This is a genomic window from Rhodococcus sp. KBS0724, assembly GCF_005938745.2.
Lineage (GTDB): Bacteria > Actinomycetota > Actinomycetes > Mycobacteriales > Mycobacteriaceae > Rhodococcus_F.
In genome coordinates, this window is record NZ_VCBX02000001.1 from 4,741,324 (window position 1) to 4,758,852 (window position 17,529).

Genomic DNA, 17,529 nt, shown 5'->3' on the forward strand with positions numbered 1-17,529 from the left:
CGCGTCAGGGCTGCAACACGTGGGTGGGCGACCTGTGGCCTGCCTGCAGCATCGCAGCGATGCGGTCGGGTTGCACCGGTGGACTGAAAAGAAAGCCCTGCGCAAATCGACATCCGAGATCGAGCAGAATTCGCGCCGCCCGACTGGAGTCCACGCCTTCGGCGACCACATCGAGACCGAAGGAATCCGCAAGTCCCACAATCGACTGGACTATCGCCAGATCGTCGTGATCGATTCCCAATTCGTGAACGAATCCCCGATCGATCTTGACCGTATCGACCGGCAGGATCTTCAACTGAGCCAACGAACTGTACCCGGTTCCGAAATCGTCGAGAGCAATGCGAACGCCGAGGTCCTCCAGTCCGCGCAACGTCACCAGCACATGAGCAAGATCGTGCATCACCGCCCTCTCCGTGATTTCAATACACAAGCTACTACCCGAGAGACCGTAGGTTGCCAACTCGTGTGCAACGGACCCCACGAAGTCGCTGGTAATCAACTGCGCCGGTGATACATTCACACACATGTACAGCAGGCGGCCGGAACCTGTCGCATTCCACTGTGCAAGCTGGCGGCAGGCCTCGTGCAGCACCTGTCGACCGAGTTCTCCCGACAAGTTTGCCGCCTCGGCAATGTCGATAAACGAATCCGGTTGAAGCACACCGCGAATCGGATGGTTCCACCGAACCAGCGCTTCGACTCCTGACATCACACCCGACTCCAGATCGACGACAGGTTGGTAGTACACCTCCAACTGACCGTCTCGGATCGCTGCCCGCAAGTGCATCTCCATTTCCGCATGATCGTCGTTGGCCGCCCGCATTTCGTCGCTGCAGACGACTACCGCATTTCCCCCATCGGATTTTGCAGCAAGCACGGCCTCGTCGGCGCACCTGAGTAATTCATTGACGCTGCACTCTCCCGGTTTCGCCACCGCGATACCGATACTCACGCTTCTGCCCACCTCTTCGGTCCCCAGCGCGATCGGCGTCGATGCAACCGACTGTGCCACTCGGGCAATCACTTCGGCCTGCGCTGCCTCCATCGGTTCCGCGAGCACTATGACAAATTCGTCGCCGCCGAGGCGGACGACGACGTCGCCGGGGAATCTGTCTTCGAGTCGGTTTCCGAGTTCGTGAATGAACGCATCGCCTGCATTGTGTCCCAGCAGATCGTTGACCACCTTCAGCCTGTCGACGTCCAGGAACAGCAGCGCGACGGGCCCAGGCTCCCCCGCCTGCAGACGTCGTTCGAGTTCACCCAAGAGCATCCTCCGATTGGACAGCCCGGTCAGCTCGTCGTGATCCGCCAGGTAACGTAAGCGGCCCTCCGCGGCCACCCGCGCCTGCAGTTGAGCAAACAGAGTGGCAATGGCGCTCAGCGCATTGATCTCTCGAGTCGACCACTCCCGGTCGCCGAACTTCACGAATCCCAGGACCCCAGTAGTGACGGGACCGGACAGCAACGGCACCGCGGCCATCGACGTCTCGACTACACCTGCGCCGCTTCGGATTCTGTCCTGATACCCACTCGGTTCCGGACGGATTATCAGGGTTTCTCGCGCATTCTCCGCAGCCGCAAAAACGGGATCCGCATCCCGAAAGTACACCACCCCAAGAGGGTCCGGATCGGGAATATCCTGGCGCTGCGGCCACTCCGCCACCAGCACCGTCGCGCCGATCGTGTGATCGTTGCGCCGCAGGAAGCTGACGTCGACGCCGAAGTACTCGACCAGATCACGCAGGATCTCGGTAGCTACCGCGACCGACGTCGTCGAGTCGGCCGGCATCAGCCGACCGGCAACCTCGGTCACCAACTGTTCGAGACTACGGTCGTCCATGATTTCTCCTGCACCTCGTCTACCAGGCCTCAGCGCCGAATCCGGTTCGCCGGCAGTCGCGCACTGCGCACTGTTTCCGGTGGACAGTGGCTCAGACGCAGCACCAGCGCAATGGACTCCTCGCCACTTAGATCGAGTAGCCCTCGCATGCTCACGCGCAACGCATCGAGTTCGCTCGCAAACGGGTCCGACAATCGCACGCAGTCATAGCTGTCGCGGGCATACAGAAAAACCGGTGACATCGGTTGAACACCAAATCCGTTCTCCTGCGCGCACACCCACACGGCTTCAGCGGCCGAACCGCCGCGCACATAATCCTCGAGGCGAGAACCAGGCACCGTCACCACACCAAGCGCCGAGCTCGACGTGATGCGGTCGCGTGCACTGATCCCCAGAGCTTCTCCCGCGCCCCAGCGCGCCAGCCGCGTCACCACGTCGCTGCGGCGGACGACATCGAGGAATGCCCCCTCACCGTTGCCGAGCCCCAGGGTGCGGATGTCGATACCGGTGCGGGCCGTGTCCGATCCAGGCCAACGCAATTCGCCGATCATCTGCTCGTGCAGCATCGGCGTCAGGTATCGGATTCGGTCAGCGGCGCCCACAACATCCCCGAACGCGGCAAGCTCATGCGGATCCGTATACAGATGAAGACGACCACCCTCGTCACGCGCGGCATCCCCGAGAGCATCCTCGAGACCACGGTCGATCGGGACTCGTGCACCCACTCCGCGATTGGTTCTTCGCTCCAGCATCGACGGGTAGCGCTGCGCCAGAAATTGATTCCGGTGGTCCCCGAGCGTGACGGTGGCCACCAGATCCACCGAGTCGGGATCGGGTAGGAGAACGGTGTGGCCCAGAATTCCGTGTGCCGCCGCAGCGACCTTCGCGTTGTAGACGGCAGCACCGATCGCCACATGGGTTGCGCGGCCGTCTACATCCATCAACGACGTTCGATCACGATCCGCATGAATATGGATCAGCGGCCCATCGACCTGAAGGGACCACGGCTGGGCATTTCCGCCCGACGGCGCCCACCTGATCGCCTCGAGTACAGCCTCGACGCCGTCGGCCGGCCGCGTCGGCGCCACAGCAGATTCCACACTCGATTCAGGAATGTCGCTATGCGAGCCGTCATCGTCGACCAGCGGATCACGCAGACCATTCAGCAGGGTGCCAGAATCGATCCGAACGCGGCCGGACGGCAGTGATTCGCCCAAGCCGAACCTCCGTACCGCAGTCGCCACTGCCGATGCTCCGGCAAGCACTTCACTTCCGAGTTGCGGCCACGTCGAGAGCGTCGACCCGACCTCCACCAGTGACGCAGCCATCTTCACCGATAGTTCTGCGGCCGACAGGAGCGCCAACGCGTAGGGAATCTTCTCCTGAGCCGTCAATCCGGCCACCGACGCTTCGTCGAGATCACCGAGGAGTCCGTGAAACAACGGTCGCTGCGGCTCGAGATCGAACCGCTCGATGTCCAGGAGTCCCCGATCGGTCGTTTCCATGATCACCGGGATGCCACGACCGCGCGCCGCCCGTCGTACCGACATCTTTACGTCCAGCGAATCACATTCCTCGACAACCAGATCCAACCCGTCGACCATCGCGTCGACGCTCGCGTCCGTCACACCCGCCGTATGCACCGACACGGAAAGATACGGATCGAGTTCGGCAATACGCCGCGCTGCGACCACCGCCTTGTTGACGCCCACATCCGTGATCCCCACCGGGATCCGGTTCAGATTCGAAAGGTCGATGCTGTCGAAATCCGCCAATCTCAGCTCGCCGCACAATCCTTCGAGTGCCAGCGCCTGCGCGATGGCATTCCCGACGCTCAACCCGACGATGCCCACTCGCAGTCGTCTCAGTCGTGCCTGCTCGTCACGAGTGATCTTGTTCCGGTTCCGATCCAAACGTACAAGCGAGAAAGACTGCGGGCCAATAATTCCCACCAGTTCTCGCCGCCACGGGTAGTGCACCCAGCGACACGGCTCGTCGACAATTCGGCGATCAGGCAGGTCTCGAAGTCCGGACAACTCGTCACGCAGCCGAGCCCGATGGTCGAGCGTCACCGTATCGGGTTGTCGCCTAACCTCTTCCAAAGCGGCAACATCGGCGGCACGACGCTCGTCGAAGACTCTCGCTCGCCAGAGCGCCTCATTCCCGGCCGACACCATCGCCGAGTCCATCGGTCGCGAAGCTGCCAACCGGCACTCGCACCCTCTCGAGTTGGGCCGCCTCGGCCAGAAGTGACGGCAACTGAGTGTTGTGAGTCTTGTCGACGTAGGTGCGCTTGTCCCACCACATCATCCGAGTGGAATAGCGCTCGTCCGGATACGGCACCCCGGGAATCGACTCCTCCAGGACACCGCCACAGGTGGCCCAGCGGTCGAGTACGTACCCCGCGGCCGTCGCGAATGCGAACCTCACTCCGAGCAGCGACAACGCGTGCGGTGCGATACGTGACAACGCCGAAGTCAGCTCACCGCGTCTCTCCGCTTGCGCCCCGCACCAGGCTGTCTTGAGTTCGATCACACCACTTGGGATACGCCCGTCGATCATCGCGTAAACCTGAACGATTCCGGGATGATCGGTCCATTCCTGGACAGCATGTGCCTGGTCCGCGCACATGTACGGTCCCTGCACCCGCACGCCGCCGACAACACGCCCCACGTTGTCCAGAGCCACGAAGAACAGCGTCGTCGAGAACCCGTCCACTATCGCGTCGTACTCGACAACGCTCTCGACTCCGTGATGGCGATAGTTCTCCCGCGCACCATCTAGATACTCGCGCCATAATCGCGGATGCGACGCCGGCGTGGCAACAAGGAACCGGCAATTGGACGTAGCGTCGAAATAGTCACATTCCGACGCTGTCGTCGTGGGTACTGCAGTAACAGAGGATGCGCTCGCCGCTCGAGTCATGACAGTCCCGTCCACACCATAGGTGCGTAGTCGAAGCGCGAGGAGCGAATCTCATTGTCGCAAGAAATCGGCACCGGTGCTCGAATCCCCGCCTCAACCGGCCACCTGGCAGAATTCAAGCAACCCCTCGGCGAACAGGAATCACTCGGTGAACTCAGATCTCGCACTCACGCCGCAACCCGGCCGCGGACCGACTTTCGTGAAAACCCGCCCGGTGCGCACCGGCGACATCAACGCGGCAAAAGCGCTCCGACTGGACGGCGTCGCCCGATACCTGCAAGACATCGCCACCGACAACATCGAGGCCATCGATGCATTCGATACCCACCCGCTCTGGATCGTGCGCCGTACCGTCATCGACGTCATACGTCCGGCGATCTGGCCCGAGAGCCTGACCATGACGCGGTGGTGCTCCGCATTCTCGACGCGGTGGGCCAACATGCGTGTCCGCTTCGACGGCAGCAACGGTGCGCTGATCGAGACGGAAGGGTTCTGGATCCACATCAGTGCAGAGTCCGGTATGCCTACCCGGATGAGCGACGACTTCATGAAACCACTCGAGGAATCGACCGACGAACATCGCCTCAAATGGAAGCGTGTGATCGCCGACAACGCCCCGGATGCCGAAGCACCGGGCATCATCGACACACCGTTCACCCTGCGTGTCACCGATATCGACCCGTTCGACCACGTCAACAACGCCGTTTACTGGCAAGCCGTCGAACAGGTGATCAGTTCGCGTTCCGAACTGAGAAGTTCGCCGCATCGGGCGGTGATCGAATACCTCTCACCCCTTGTTGCCGGCGACGACGTAGTTCTACGAAGCCGCGTGGAGGATTCGCGCCTCACCGTGTGGTTCCTGGTGGGCGATGCGCTGCGCGCCGTCGCGCAGGTGAGCGCGCTCTAACGCAGTGCGCGGGTAGCCACCGCCGCGACGCCGAACACCAGAGCGAGAAGTATCGCGGCCCAGAAACCGAACAACCACCACACGACACCGAAGACGACAACAGCCGGCGCCACCGTGATGAGTGCGATGGTGGGGCTTTCCCGTACCACCTCGAGAGCCGTTCGAGTATGCGTGCGATCGAGCTTCTTGCCTGCCATGAAAACCTCCTTCAAGGTCCTGACCATCCAGAGTAACCGTCACTGGTAGCCACAAAGCAGATAACGTGAAGGCATGGCAGACCACCGCACCCTCGTTCTCATGAGACACGGAAAGTCCAGCTATCCCGAAGGCATTCGCGATCACGAGCGTCCTCTCGCCGAACGGGGACTGCGCGAAGCCCGCCTCGGCGGCGAATGGATCCGCGAGAACGTCCCGCCCATCGACGCCGTATTGTGCTCGACGTCGCGGCGCACCGTCGACACCCTCGCCGCCACCGCAGTCGACGCTCCGACCGGCTTCGACAAGTCGATCTACGGCGGCTCCCAGGCCGACGTCATCAACGCGGTGCGGACAACGTCCGCCAATGTCAGCACGCTCCTGGTCATCGGCCACGAACCGGGAATTCCCTGGACTGCACTGGATTTGGCATCGAACGAGAATTCCGAAGCAGCCCAGCGGATTCGGGACAAGTTTCCGACGTCGGCAATCGCCGTCCTGTCCGTACCCGTACCGTGGTCCGAACTCGACGACGCCGCAGCCACGCTGCTGGAGTTCCACGTTCCCCGCTAAATCACCTCGCGCAGTAACTGATCCGAATGTTCCAAGGCGGCGCGGTCGAAGGTCGACGTCGAGGCAAGCAGCTCGTCTGCGCCGGTCCGCTCGGCCAGGTCGTTCAGGTGCTCCTTCACCTCGATCGCGGTCCCGTACAGTGCCGAAGCCAGGAACGAGTCGATACGCCTGGTGGTCCGATCACCGAGCGCTGCGCCCCTGATCTCGTCCGGAGACGCGAGCGGCGGGAACTCCCCTGTCCGTGACGATTCCGCGATCGCATACGCCTCCGGAATCAACAGATCACGGGCCGCCTCAGTGGTGTCGGCGACCATGACTTCGAGTGACACCACAACGTAGGGATCGGGATATGCGTCCGTGGCCTGGAAAGCCCGACGGTACTCTTCCAGCGCCTTCACGCGGCCGGCGGTGCCGATTCCGAGCAGCGGCCCACCCACGACTACCGGAAGTCCTAGCTGCGCTGCCACTTTCAGCCCCGTGCGCGTGGCAAGCACAAAGATCGGCACCCTGCCAGGCGACGCCGGCCGAGCGGTAACAACGGCAGTTCCTTCCAGGTACCGTCGTAACTCCAGGGCATCAGTGGCAAACGTGTCCGGCGCGTCCTTGCTGCGTCGTAGCGCCTGGCGAACCGGTTCCGTGAAGCCCAACGACCGCCCGAGTCCCAGATCGATCCGACCCGGATACTGGGCCTCCAACATCAGAAACTGTTCGGCGACAACCAACGGTTGATGGTTCGGCAACATGACGCCGCCGCTGCCCAGGCGAATGTCTCGCGTGTGCGCGCCGATAGCCGCGAGCAGCACGGCCGGCGACCCACTCGCGATACCGGGAACCGCGTGATGCTCGGCGACCCAGAACCGGTGATAGCCGAGTGCGTCCGCATGGATGGCACGTTCGAGCGAATGCGTCAGAGCGGCGGAGTCGGGGTATCCGCTCCGGGTTCGGGATCGGTCGAGGAGTGAGAGAAGCACTCTCGGAGCAACAAGGAATTCGGAAAGTTTCATCCGACGTGAATCGAGGACCGTTTCTGACCGCAATACGCGCAACACTGGACCTGTCGCCGGAACTCACCACCACATGAAGGGCACGTCATGGACATCAAGCTCGAACTGGTCGCCATTCCCGTCACCGACATCGACCGCGCCAAAGACTTCTACGTTCGACTCGGATTCAACGCCGACCACGATCACACCGTCAACGAGAACCTGCGTTTCGTTCAGCTGACCCCACCCGGTTCCGCCTGCTCCATCTGCATCGGCAAAGGCATCACCGACGCGCAGCCTGGTTCCGTCGTCGGCATGCAGGTGGTGGTCAAGGACATCGAAGAAGCCGAACGCGAATTCAAGAGCCGCGGAATCGACATCAGCCCGATCGACGACCAGGCCTGGGGACGATTCATCTACTTCGCCGACCCCGACGGCAACAAATGGGCCGTGCAGGAAATCGTGATCCCGGACCTAAGCGGCAGCAACTCCTGAAATAAAAAATCCCCCGCCTCTGATGAGGCGGGGGATTTTTCACGAACTAACCGCTAGCGGTAGTCGTTGCTGAAGCCGTAGTCGTCCAGCGGAACTGCAGCACCGGTGTTCTGGCCGAAGCCGTCCGGGCTGTAGTACTGGTCGTCGTACGCGGGCACTGCGTAAGCAGCGGCGCGGGCCTCTTCGGTGGGCTGAACCTGGATGTTGCGGTAACGGTTGATACCGGTACCGGCAGGGATCAGCTTGCCGATGATGACATTTTCCTTCAGACCGATCAGCTTGTCCGAGCGGCAGTTGATTGCAGCGTCGGTCAAGACACGAGTGGTCTCCTGGAACGATGCCGCGGACAGCCACGAATCCGTCGCGAGCGACGCCTTCGTGATACCCATGAGCACCGGACGGCCTGCTGCGGGCTCGCGGCCCTCAGCGACAACGCGGCGGTTGGCCGACTCGAACTCGGCGCGCTCAGTGAGCGAACCGGGCAGGAACTCGGTGGCACCGGAATCGATGATCGTCACGCGACGAAGCATCTGGCGCACGATGACCTCGATGTGCTTGTCGTGGATCGACACACCCTGGCTCCGGTACACCTCCTGGACCTCGTTGACCAAGTGGATCTGAACCTGACGCGGACCCATGACTCGCAGGACCTCGTGGGGATCGGCAGCACCTTCCATGAGCTGCTGTCCGACCTCGACGTGGTCACCGTCTGCCAGAAGGCGGTCTTCGCCGTCGCTGTGCTTGAAGCTACGCAGACGCTGACGCTTGGAGAGCTTGTCGTAGACAACCTCTTCACCGCCGTCGTCCGGCACGATCGTGATCTTGTAGAAACGATCGCCGTCTTCGAGCTGTACCCGACCGGTGACGTCCGCGATAGGAGCCTTGCCCTTCGGCACACGTGCCTCGAACAGTTCCTGGACACGCGGCAGACCACCGGTGATGTCGGCACCGGCCACACCACCCTGGTGGAAGGTACGCATGGTCAGCTGGGTACCGGGCTCACCGATCGACTGTGCGGCGACAATACCGACAGCCTCACCGATGTCGACCAGCTTGCCGGTGGCCATGGAGCGGCCGTAGCAAGTGGCGCAGACGCCGGTGCCGGTGGTGCAGGTCAGGACCGAACGGACCTTGACCTGCGTGATGCCGGCCTCGAGCAGGGCGTCGATCGCGGGGTCACCGAGATCGTGTCCACGCTCGACGATGACCTTGCCGTTCTCGTCGACTGCGTCGGCAGCCAACGTGCGGGCGTACGTGCTGGTCTCCACATGCGCATCGCGGATCATCGATCCGTTGGCCTGCTTCTCCGAGATCGTGGTGACAATGCCACGCTCGGTGCCACAGTCGGTCTCGCGAACGATGACGTCCTGCGACACGTCCACCAGACGACGGGTCAGGTAACCCGAGTCGGCGGTACGCAGAGCGGTATCGGCCAGACCCTTACGAGCACCGTGCGTGTTGATGAAGTACTCGAGAACGGTCAGGCCTTCCTTGAAGGAAGACTTGATCGGACGCGGGATGAACTCACCCTTCGGGTTTGTCACCAGGCCCTTCATACCGGCAAGCGAACGAACCTGAGTCATGTTGCCGGCTGCGCCGGACTTCACGATCATCGGGATCGGGTTGTTGTCGGGGAAGTGAGCCTCCATGGCCTTGCCGACCTTTTCGGTCGCTTCCTGCCAAATGGTGACCAGAGCGCTGTTGCGCTCCTTCTTGTCCAAAGCACCACGCTGGTACTGCTTCTCGATCTTGTCGGCCTGAGCCTCGAAGTCCTCGATGATGGCAGGCTTCTCCGGCGGAACCAGAACGTCCGAGATGGAGATGGTGACACCGGAACGCGTAGCCCAGTGGAAGCCGACATCCTTGAGCTTGTCGACGGTCTGAGCAACCACGATCATCGGGTAACGCTCGGCGAGATCGTTGATGATCGTTGCCTGACGCTTCTTCGGCATCTGCTCGTTGACGAACGGGTAGTCCGCCGGAAGCAGCTCGTTGAAGAGCACGCGACCCAAAGTGGTGACAGCGGTCCAGCCGTCGCCGTAGCTCCAGCCCTCGGGGAACAGTTCCGCTTCGCGATCACGCGGCGGACGCTGGTTGGTCAGACGCACCTTGATCTGCGACTGAACCGTCAGCGCGCCACGATCCACAGCCATCTGAGCCTCGGCGGGGCTGGAGTACACGCCCTGCTCCGGACCCTCGGACGTAGCTGCAGCGAGCTCACCCGCAACGCCCTCGTCGAGACGCGTCAGGTGGAACAGACCGGTCACCATGTCGAGACGCGGCATAGCGAGCGGACGACCCGAAGCAGGCGAGAGGATGTTGTTCGAGGACAGCATCAAGATGCGTGCCTCGGCCTGAGCCTCTGCCGACAGCGGAAGGTGAACAGCCATCTGGTCACCGTCGAAGTCGGCGTTGAAGGCCTCACACACCAGCGGGTGGAGCTGAATGGCCTTGCCCTCGACGAGCTGCGGCTCGAATGCCTGGATACCCAGACGGTGCAGCGTAGGTGCACGGTTGAGCAGCACGGGGTGCTCTGCGATGACCTCTTCGAGGACATCCCACACCTGGACGCGCTTGCGCTCGACCATGCGCTTGGCCGACTTGATGTTCTGCGCGTGGTTCAGATCGACCAGACGCTTCATCACGAACGGCTTGAACAGCTCGAGAGCCATCAGCTTCGGCAGACCACACTGGTGCAGCTTGAGCTGAGGACCGACGACGATCACGGAACGACCCGAGTAGTCGACGCGCTTTCCGAGGAGGTTCTGACGGAAACGACCCTGCTTGCCCTTGAGCAGATCGCTCAGGGACTTCAGCGGGCGGTTACCCGGTCCGGTGACCGGACGTCCACGACGACCGTTGTCGAACAGGGCGTCGACCGACTCCTGCAGCATCCGCTTCTCGTTGTTGACGATGATCTCGGGAGCACCGAGGTCGATCAGTCGCTTGAGGCGGTTGTTGCGGTTGATGACACGGCGGTACAGATCGTTGAGGTCGGACGTCGCGAAACGTCCACCGTCGAGCTGAACCATCGGGCGAAGCTCCGGCGGGATCACCGGAACAGCGTTGAGGACCATGCCCATCGGCGAGTTGCCGTTGGTCTGGAAAGCCGCAACCACCTTGAGGCGCTTGAGAGCACGCAGCTTCTTCTGGCCCTTACCGCTGCGGATGGTCTCGCGAAGAGACTCCGCCTCGGCGTCGAGGTCGAAGTTCTGCATCAGGATCTGGATGGACTCTGCGCCCATCGCACCCGTGAAGTACTCGCCGTAACGGTCGACAAGCTCGCGGTACAGGAGCTCGTCGATGATGAGCTGCTTGACGCTCAGCTTGGTGAAGGTGCTCCAGATCTCGTCGAGACGATCCAGCTCACGCTGCGCGCGGTCACGGAGCTGACGCATTTCGCGCTCGCCGCCGTCCTTGACCTTGCGGCGGACATCGGACTTGGCGCCCTCTGCCTCCAGCTCGGCGATATCGGCTTCGAGCTTCTGCGCGCGTGCCTCGAGATCGGCGTCGCGCTGATCGGCGACAGCCTTCTTCTCGACCTGCATCTCGGCTTCGAGGGTGGACAGCTCGTTGTGACGGAGCTCCTCGTCGACGCCGACGATGACGTAAGCCGCGAAGTAGATGATCTTTTCGAGATCCTTCGGAGCCAGGTCGAGCAGGTAACCGAGGCGGCTCGGCACACCCTTGAAGTACCAGATGTGCGTGACCGGTGCGGCCAGTTCGATGTGACCCATACGCTCACGACGAACCTTGGCGCGAGTGACCTCGACGCCACAGCGCTCACAGATGATGCCCTTGAAGCGGACACGCTTGTACTTACCGCAGTAGCACTCCCAGTCCCGGGTGGGGCCGAAGATCTTCTCGCAGAAGAGGCCGTCCTTCTCGGGCTTGAGCGTGCGGTAGTTGATGGTCTCCGGCTTCTTGACCTCGCCGTAGGACCAATTGCGGATGTCCTCTGCGCTGGCCAAGCCAATGCGGAGTTCATCGAAGAAGTTGACGTCGAGCACGTAACTTCCTTTCCCCGTTGGGGTTACGGTTGCCGGTCACCCGGCAACCTGACTGCCAATTCAAATGTGAACTACGCCCCCGGGCCGCTCCGTAGAGCAACCCGGGGACCGAAACCTAGTTCGCGAGGTCGTCGACCGTTGCCGCTTCGTTCCTGGACAGGTTGATGCCCAAGTTCGCCGCAGCTCGCTCCAAGTCCTCGTCGTCGCCGTCCGCCATCGTGATGGCCGCGCCGTCCGAGGACAGCACCTCCACGTTGAGGCAGAGCGACTGGAGCTCCTTGAGGAGCACCTTGAACGACTCGGGGATGCCGGGTTCCGGAATGTTCTCGCCCTTGACGATGGCTTCGTACACCTTCACGCGACCAACCACGTCGTCCGACTTGATGGTCAGCAGTTCCTGCAGCGTGTAAGCCGCGCCGTAGGCCTGCATAGCCCAGCACTCCATCTCACCGAAGCGCTGGCCACCGAACTGGGCCTTACCGCCGAGAGGCTGCTGCGTGATCATCGAGTACGGGCCGGTCGAACGAGCGTGGATCTTGTCGTCGACCAAGTGGTGCAGCTTGATGATGTACATGTAACCGACCGAGACCGGGTACGGGAACGGCTCGCCGGAGCGGCCGTCGAACAACGTGGCCTTTCCGTCGGGGCCGACCATCTGCTCGCCGTCGCGGTTCGGCAACGTGGACTCGAGGAGACCAGTGAGCTCGTCTTCCTTCGCGCCGTCGAACACCGGGGTGGCGATGTTCGAGTCGGCAGGAGCGGCGAGCATCTCTTCCGGCAGGGTCGCAGCCCAATCCGGACGAGTGCCGTCAGCGGCGATCTGAACATTCCAGCCGGTCTTGCCGATCCACCCGAGGTGGGTCTCCAAGACCTGACCGATGTTCATACGACGCGGGACGCCGTGCGTGTTCAGGATGATGTCGACAGGCGTGCCGTCCGAAAGGAACGGCATGTCTTCCTGCGGGAGGATCTTGCCGATAACACCCTTGTTGCCGTGGCGGCCGGCGAGCTTGTCGCCGTCCTGGATCTTGCGCTTCTGGGCCACGTACACGCGAACGAGCTCGTTGACACCGGGAGGCAGATCGTCGTCGTCATCGCGCGAGAAGACGCGGATGCCGATGACCTTGCCGGTCTCACCGTGAGGAACCTTGAGGGACGTGTCACGAACCTCGCGAGCCTTCTCACCGAAGATGGCGCGAAGGAGGCGCTCTTCGGGGGTCAGCTCGGTCTCGCCCTTCGGCGTGACCTTTCCGACCAGCACGTCGCCGTCACGAACCTCGGCACCGATACGGATGATGCCGCGCTCGTCGAGGTCAGCGAGGACCTCGTCGGAGACGTTCGGGATGTCGCGAGTGATTTCCTCGGCACCGAGCTTGGTGTCGCGGGCATCGATCTCGTGCTCCTCGATGTGAATCGAGGTCAGGACGTCCTCTTCCACGAGGCGCTGCGACAGAATGATCGCGTCCTCGTAGTTGTGGCCTTCCCACGGCATGATCGCCAGGAGCAGGTTCTTACCGAGAGCCATTTCACCGTTTTCGGTGCAAGGGCCGTCAGCGAGGACCTGGCCGGCATCGACGCGCTGTCCCTCGTCCACGATCGGACGCTGGTTGGCGCACGTGCCCTGGTTGGAACGCGCGAACTTGCGCATCCGGTAGGTCTTGCGGCTTCCGTCATCGGCCATGACCGTGATGTAGTCCGCGGAGACCTCTTCGACAACACCGGTCTTCTCGGTGATGACGACGTCACCGGCGTCGACAGCTGCACGCAGCTCCATGCCGGTACCGACGAGAGGCGCTTCGCTGCGAACCAGCGGAACAGCCTGACGCTGCATGTTCGCACCCATCAGGGCGCGGTTTGCATCGTCGTGCTCGAGGAACGGGATCATCGCGGTAGCGACGGACACCATCTGGCGCGGCGAAACGTCCATGTAATCGATGTCGGAGGACGAGACGAACTCGACCTCGCCACCCTTACGACGAACGAGAATCTTCGCGTCGGTGAAGCGGCCCTCACGGTCGATGGCCGAGTTGGCCTGTGCGACGACGTGGCGGTCCTCTTCGTCAGCGGTCAGGTAATCGACCTGATCGGTGACCTGACCGTCGACAACCCGGCGGTACGGCGTCTCGATGAAGCCGAACGGGTTGACGCGTGCGTACACCGACAGCGAACCGATCAGGCCGATGTTCGGGCCTTCCGGGGTCTCGATCGGGCACATGCGGCCGTAGTGCGACGCGTGAACGTCACGAACCTCGAGGCCGGCGCGCTCACGGGACAGACCACCCGGGCCGAGGGCAGACAGACGACGCTTGTGCGTCAGCCCCGACAGCGGGTTGTTCTGGTCCATGAACTGCGACAGCTGGGACGTTCCGAAGAACTCCTTGATCGCAGCGACGACCGGGCGGATGTTGATCAGGGTCTGAGGCGTAATTGCCTCGACGTCCTGCGTGGTCATGCGCTCACGAACAACACGCTCCATGCGGGACAGGCCCACGCGGATCTGGTTCTGGATGAGCTCACCGACGGTGCGCAGACGACGGTTACCGAAGTGGTCGATATCGTCGACCTCGACGGGAACCTCGACGCCGTCCGGTGCCGTCATCGAGGTGTCACCAGCGTGCAAACGCACGAGGTACTCGACGGTGGCGACGATGTCTTCTTCGGTCAGCGTCGACGCAACAATCGGCTGACCTGCGTTGAGGCCGAGCTTCTTGTTGATCTTGTAACGACCCACGCGAGCGAGGTCGTAACGCTTGTCCTTGAAGAACAGGTTCTCCAGAAGGGTCTGCGCGCTCTCCTTGGTGGGGGGCTCGCCCGGACGCAGCTTGCGGTAGATGTCGAGCAACGCCTCATCGGTACCGGCGGTGTTGTCCTTCTCCAGCGTGGCCATGAGGATCTCGGAGAAGCCGAAGCGCTCCGTGATCTGCTCCGTGGTCCAGCCGAGTGCCTTGAGCAGGACGGTGACGGGCTGGCGACGCTTACGGTCGATGCGGACACCAACGGTGTCACGCTTGTCGACGTCGAACTCGAGCCATGCGCCGCGACCCGGGATCACCTTGACGCTGTGCAGGTCCTTCTCGGTGCTCTTGTCGACACTCTTGTCGAAGTACACACCGGGGGAACGCACGAGCTGCGAGACAACCACGCGCTCCGTGCCGTTGATGATGAAGGTGCCCTTGTCGGTCATCATCGGGAAATCACCCATGAAGACCGTCTGGCTCTTGATCTCACCAGTGTTGTTGTTGATGAACTCCGCGGTGACGAACAAAGGCGCCGCGTAGGTCATGTCCTTGTCTTTGCACTCGTCCGTCGAGGCCTTGACCTCGTCGAATCGAGGATCAGAGAAGGAGAGTGACATAGAGCCGGAGAAATCCTCGATCGGAGAAAGCTCCGCGAGGATGTCTTCGAGACCGCCGGACACTGCATTGTCGCCGAGAGCTGCTGCTCGTTCGCGCCAACTCTGCGCGCCGATCAACCACTCGAACGAATCGGTTTGAACATCAAGAAGCCCGGGAACTTCGAGGGGTTCGCGAACTTTCGCGAACGAAACCCTCTTCGGGGCTCCGGGGATTCCGGAAACTGCCTTGGTCTGGCTAGAGACTGCCAAGATGCGTCCTTCCAGCACCTCACGCGGGCCGCTCCGTACTGTTGCGACCGCCGCTGTATCTGCTTCGAATTTCGCTGGTTACAACCCGAACGAAACCCGTCGCAGAAAGCAAGAAGTACTTGACTTCGCAGCGGTTGAGACGAGGGGTGGACAGGAGGCAGCCAGCGCAACGTCCAAAAGTACACCCTTACTCAGGAAATGTCGAGTCGGGTGTAGCTGAGGGTCTGATTCAGGTGCTGACGTGAGACTGCCGATCACTCGTCCGTGCATGTTCACCGATCAGAGTGGACCTTACGGACCGCCCCGTCAAGAGCGCCGAGGTAAGTCGTGGCATTCGAACAGTCAACCGACTCGATTCGAACACCATCGTCGGTAGTGTAGCCAGTCACCGAGCCGGATACGAAAAACTGGACCGGAATCCATTTCCGGTCCAGCTCGTCGCACACATTTGTCAGCGGTCGCGAATCTCCGAGATCAGCCAATTACCGTCCTGCTTCTCCAAGCTGACGACAACCATCCCGGACCGGGAATCGGCAGCGACACCACTCTGCGTGGAACTCACGTTCAACTGCGCGAGCAGCTGCGCTCGATCCTCTTCGAGCCGGGTGACACCGATCTCCGTGACATCCGCTGTCGTTGCCGTCTGGGTCTGTTCGACGCCCGCCTTCTGGGTGTCCTTGTACTGCGTCAGCTGATCACGCATGGCCTGGTTCAGACCCTGCAAGCCCTTGTCGAAATCAGCATCGAACGTGCTGGGTGCAAACGTGAACACCGCTTCCAGCGCCGGCGGAGTAACCCGCAGCACCTCAGCCGTCGCGCCCTCGTCGACCCATGCCACGTCGTCCATCTGGGCGCCGACCTTGAAGAACGCCAAACCTGCAAGGACCGCGACCACCACCGCTGCTGCCCCTACCCCGACAACCAGCGGCCACGAGGTACGACTCGTCTGCTTAATTTCCTCGGACTCCGGCGCAGGCGGTTCCTTCTCCGGACTGGGCTTGGCTTCCTTCCGGATACTTACCTTCGGGGCCGCCGCCTTGGTTTCGGCTGGTTTGGTCTCGACTGGTTTGGTCTCGACTGGTTTGGTCTCGACTGCCTCGACGTTCACCGGTTCCTCGGGCGACGTCCCCGCGGGGACGTTCAGCGAGCGGGCCGATCCGGCTATCTTCGGCCGACGGTTCTGGTTTGCAGGCATACCGGCTTTGCGCTTCGGTGGCATTACGCGCTTCTCCTTCGGATGGCTGATCGAGGCTGACTACTGGCCACCTGAATCGCCCCCTACGCTCGGTGCGGGCGCCTCGATGGGCGCTGGTGTGCCCTCGGTTGCCGGCGTCGACCCATCGGAACTGGCGGTGCCGTCGGCGCCCGGCAATGTGCCCGACTCCAGATCGATCCGGTTGCCGACGGGTTCGGCCGACTGAGCTTTCCAGATACCGTCCACCTCGACCATGCCCAATCGCATGCCGACCTGGTTCTTCACGTACTGGTTGCCTTGGGTAGTGGTTACCTTCACGACGACAAGAGCCGTCGCAGTCCTGTCATCGGTGTTGAGTTCGGTGAGCGCAGCGGACATCACCTCGGCATCGGCCTTGGATCCGGAGTTCCGCAGTTCGTCCGTGATGGAGTCTTGAACGCTCTGGAGATACACCGTCATCTCGTCGCCGGTGACCGAAGACCGCATGGTCTCGATCGACGCATCGAGATTCGCCGAGTCTGCGTTGTTGAGGTTGATCGCAACCTGCTGGGCGCCGATCAACGCCTCGTCGCGAATCTCTGCGGTGGTGCGGTCGGTGGTCAGCGCCTTCACGTACGGGACGCCGAACACACCTAGCGCAACAAGTGCGGCTACGAGGAGAACGCCGACCGCAACAAGCGGTGCCGTCAACCCCTTCGGACTGCTTTTCTGAATCACGCTTACTACCCTACTTACCTGTTCTGTCCGGACTCTGGCGGCGCATGCTTCATGGCCGTGAATCCTCAACTGCCCCAACCCAATA

The 17,529-nt window shown here is 62.1% G+C and carries 12 protein-coding genes; 3 read left to right on the plus strand and 9 right to left on the minus strand.

All coding sequences use genetic code 11. The features are described from left to right. Positions 1-4 precede the first annotated feature (4 nt). The 3 genes from FFI94_RS21720 to FFI94_RS21730 are packed head-to-tail and all read right to left on the minus strand — an operon-like array spanning position 5 to position 4,765. Entirely contained in the window at positions 5-1,840 is a 1,836-nt protein-coding gene (locus FFI94_RS21720) for a bifunctional diguanylate cyclase/phosphodiesterase (protein WP_138869630.1), read from the minus strand. Between the two features lie 29 nt (positions 1,841-1,869). Beyond that, on the minus strand, positions 1,870-4,029 hold the full coding sequence (locus FFI94_RS21725) for an Rv1355c family protein (protein WP_260684233.1): 2,160 nt from the start codon (positions 4,027-4,029) through the stop codon (positions 1,870-1,872). Beyond that, the gene (locus tag FFI94_RS21730) at positions 3,998-4,765 is read right to left on the minus strand and encodes a hypothetical protein (protein ID WP_138869631.1); all 768 of its coding nucleotides are present in this window, start codon (positions 4,763-4,765) and stop codon (positions 3,998-4,000) included. The genes FFI94_RS21725 and FFI94_RS21730 overlap by 32 nt, the downstream gene beginning before the upstream one ends. 148 nt (positions 4,766-4,913) lie before the next feature. On the opposite strand from FFI94_RS21730, the gene FFI94_RS21735 reads away from it, so the two are divergent. Next, positions 4,914-5,672 carry an acyl-[acyl-carrier-protein] thioesterase gene (locus FFI94_RS21735; protein WP_138869632.1) on the plus strand — a complete coding sequence of 253 codons (759 nt, stop codon included), beginning with the start codon at positions 4,914-4,916 and terminating at the stop codon, positions 5,670-5,672. Here FFI94_RS21735 and FFI94_RS21740 read toward each other — a convergent pair. Beyond that, positions 5,669-5,869, minus strand: a complete 201-nt coding sequence (locus tag FFI94_RS21740; RefSeq protein WP_138869633.1) for a hypothetical protein — start codon at positions 5,867-5,869, stop codon at positions 5,669-5,671. The genes FFI94_RS21735 and FFI94_RS21740 overlap by 4 nt on opposite strands. A 73-nt stretch (positions 5,870-5,942) precedes the next feature. On the opposite strand from FFI94_RS21740, the gene FFI94_RS21745 reads away from it, so the two are divergent. After that, a complete protein-coding gene (locus FFI94_RS21745) occupies positions 5,943-6,440 on the plus strand; it encodes a histidine phosphatase family protein (protein WP_138869634.1) in 498 nt (165 codons plus the stop codon). Here the strand turns inward: FFI94_RS21745 and FFI94_RS21750 are convergent. Beyond that, positions 6,437-7,444: an MsnO8 family LLM class oxidoreductase gene (locus FFI94_RS21750; protein ID WP_138869635.1), complete on the minus strand. Its 1,008-nt coding sequence runs from the start codon at positions 7,442-7,444 to the stop codon at positions 6,437-6,439. The two genes, FFI94_RS21745 and FFI94_RS21750, sit on opposite strands and share 4 nt — an antisense overlap. 87 nt (positions 7,445-7,531) lie before the next feature. Here FFI94_RS21750 and FFI94_RS21755 point away from each other — a divergent pair, with 87 nt between their 5' ends. Continuing rightward, entirely contained in the window at positions 7,532-7,918 is a 387-nt protein-coding gene (locus tag FFI94_RS21755) for a glyoxalase superfamily protein (RefSeq protein ID WP_138869636.1), read from the plus strand. A 53-nt stretch (positions 7,919-7,971) separates the two neighbouring features. On the opposite strand, the gene FFI94_RS21760 is transcribed toward FFI94_RS21755, so the two are convergent. From FFI94_RS21760 to FFI94_RS21775, 4 genes are all read right to left on the minus strand, one after another. Continuing rightward, the gene (locus FFI94_RS21760; protein ID WP_138869637.1) at positions 7,972-11,928 is read right to left on the minus strand and encodes a DNA-directed RNA polymerase subunit beta'; all 3,957 of its coding nucleotides are present in this window, start codon (positions 11,926-11,928) and stop codon (positions 7,972-7,974) included. Between the two features lie 115 nt (positions 11,929-12,043). Beyond that, on the minus strand, positions 12,044-15,550 hold the full coding sequence (gene rpoB / locus FFI94_RS21765; protein ID WP_138869638.1) for a DNA-directed RNA polymerase subunit beta: 3,507 nt from the start codon (positions 15,548-15,550) through the stop codon (positions 12,044-12,046). Positions 15,551-15,983: 433 nt separating this feature from the next. Continuing rightward, on the minus strand, positions 15,984-16,751 hold the full coding sequence (locus FFI94_RS21770; RefSeq protein ID WP_138869639.1) for a hypothetical protein: 768 nt from the start codon (positions 16,749-16,751) through the stop codon (positions 15,984-15,986). A gap of 36 nt (positions 16,752-16,787) precedes the next feature. Then, a complete protein-coding gene (locus tag FFI94_RS21775; RefSeq protein ID WP_185993278.1) occupies positions 16,788-17,444 on the minus strand; it encodes a hypothetical protein in 657 nt (218 codons plus the stop codon). Positions 17,445-17,529: the final 85 nt, after the last annotated feature.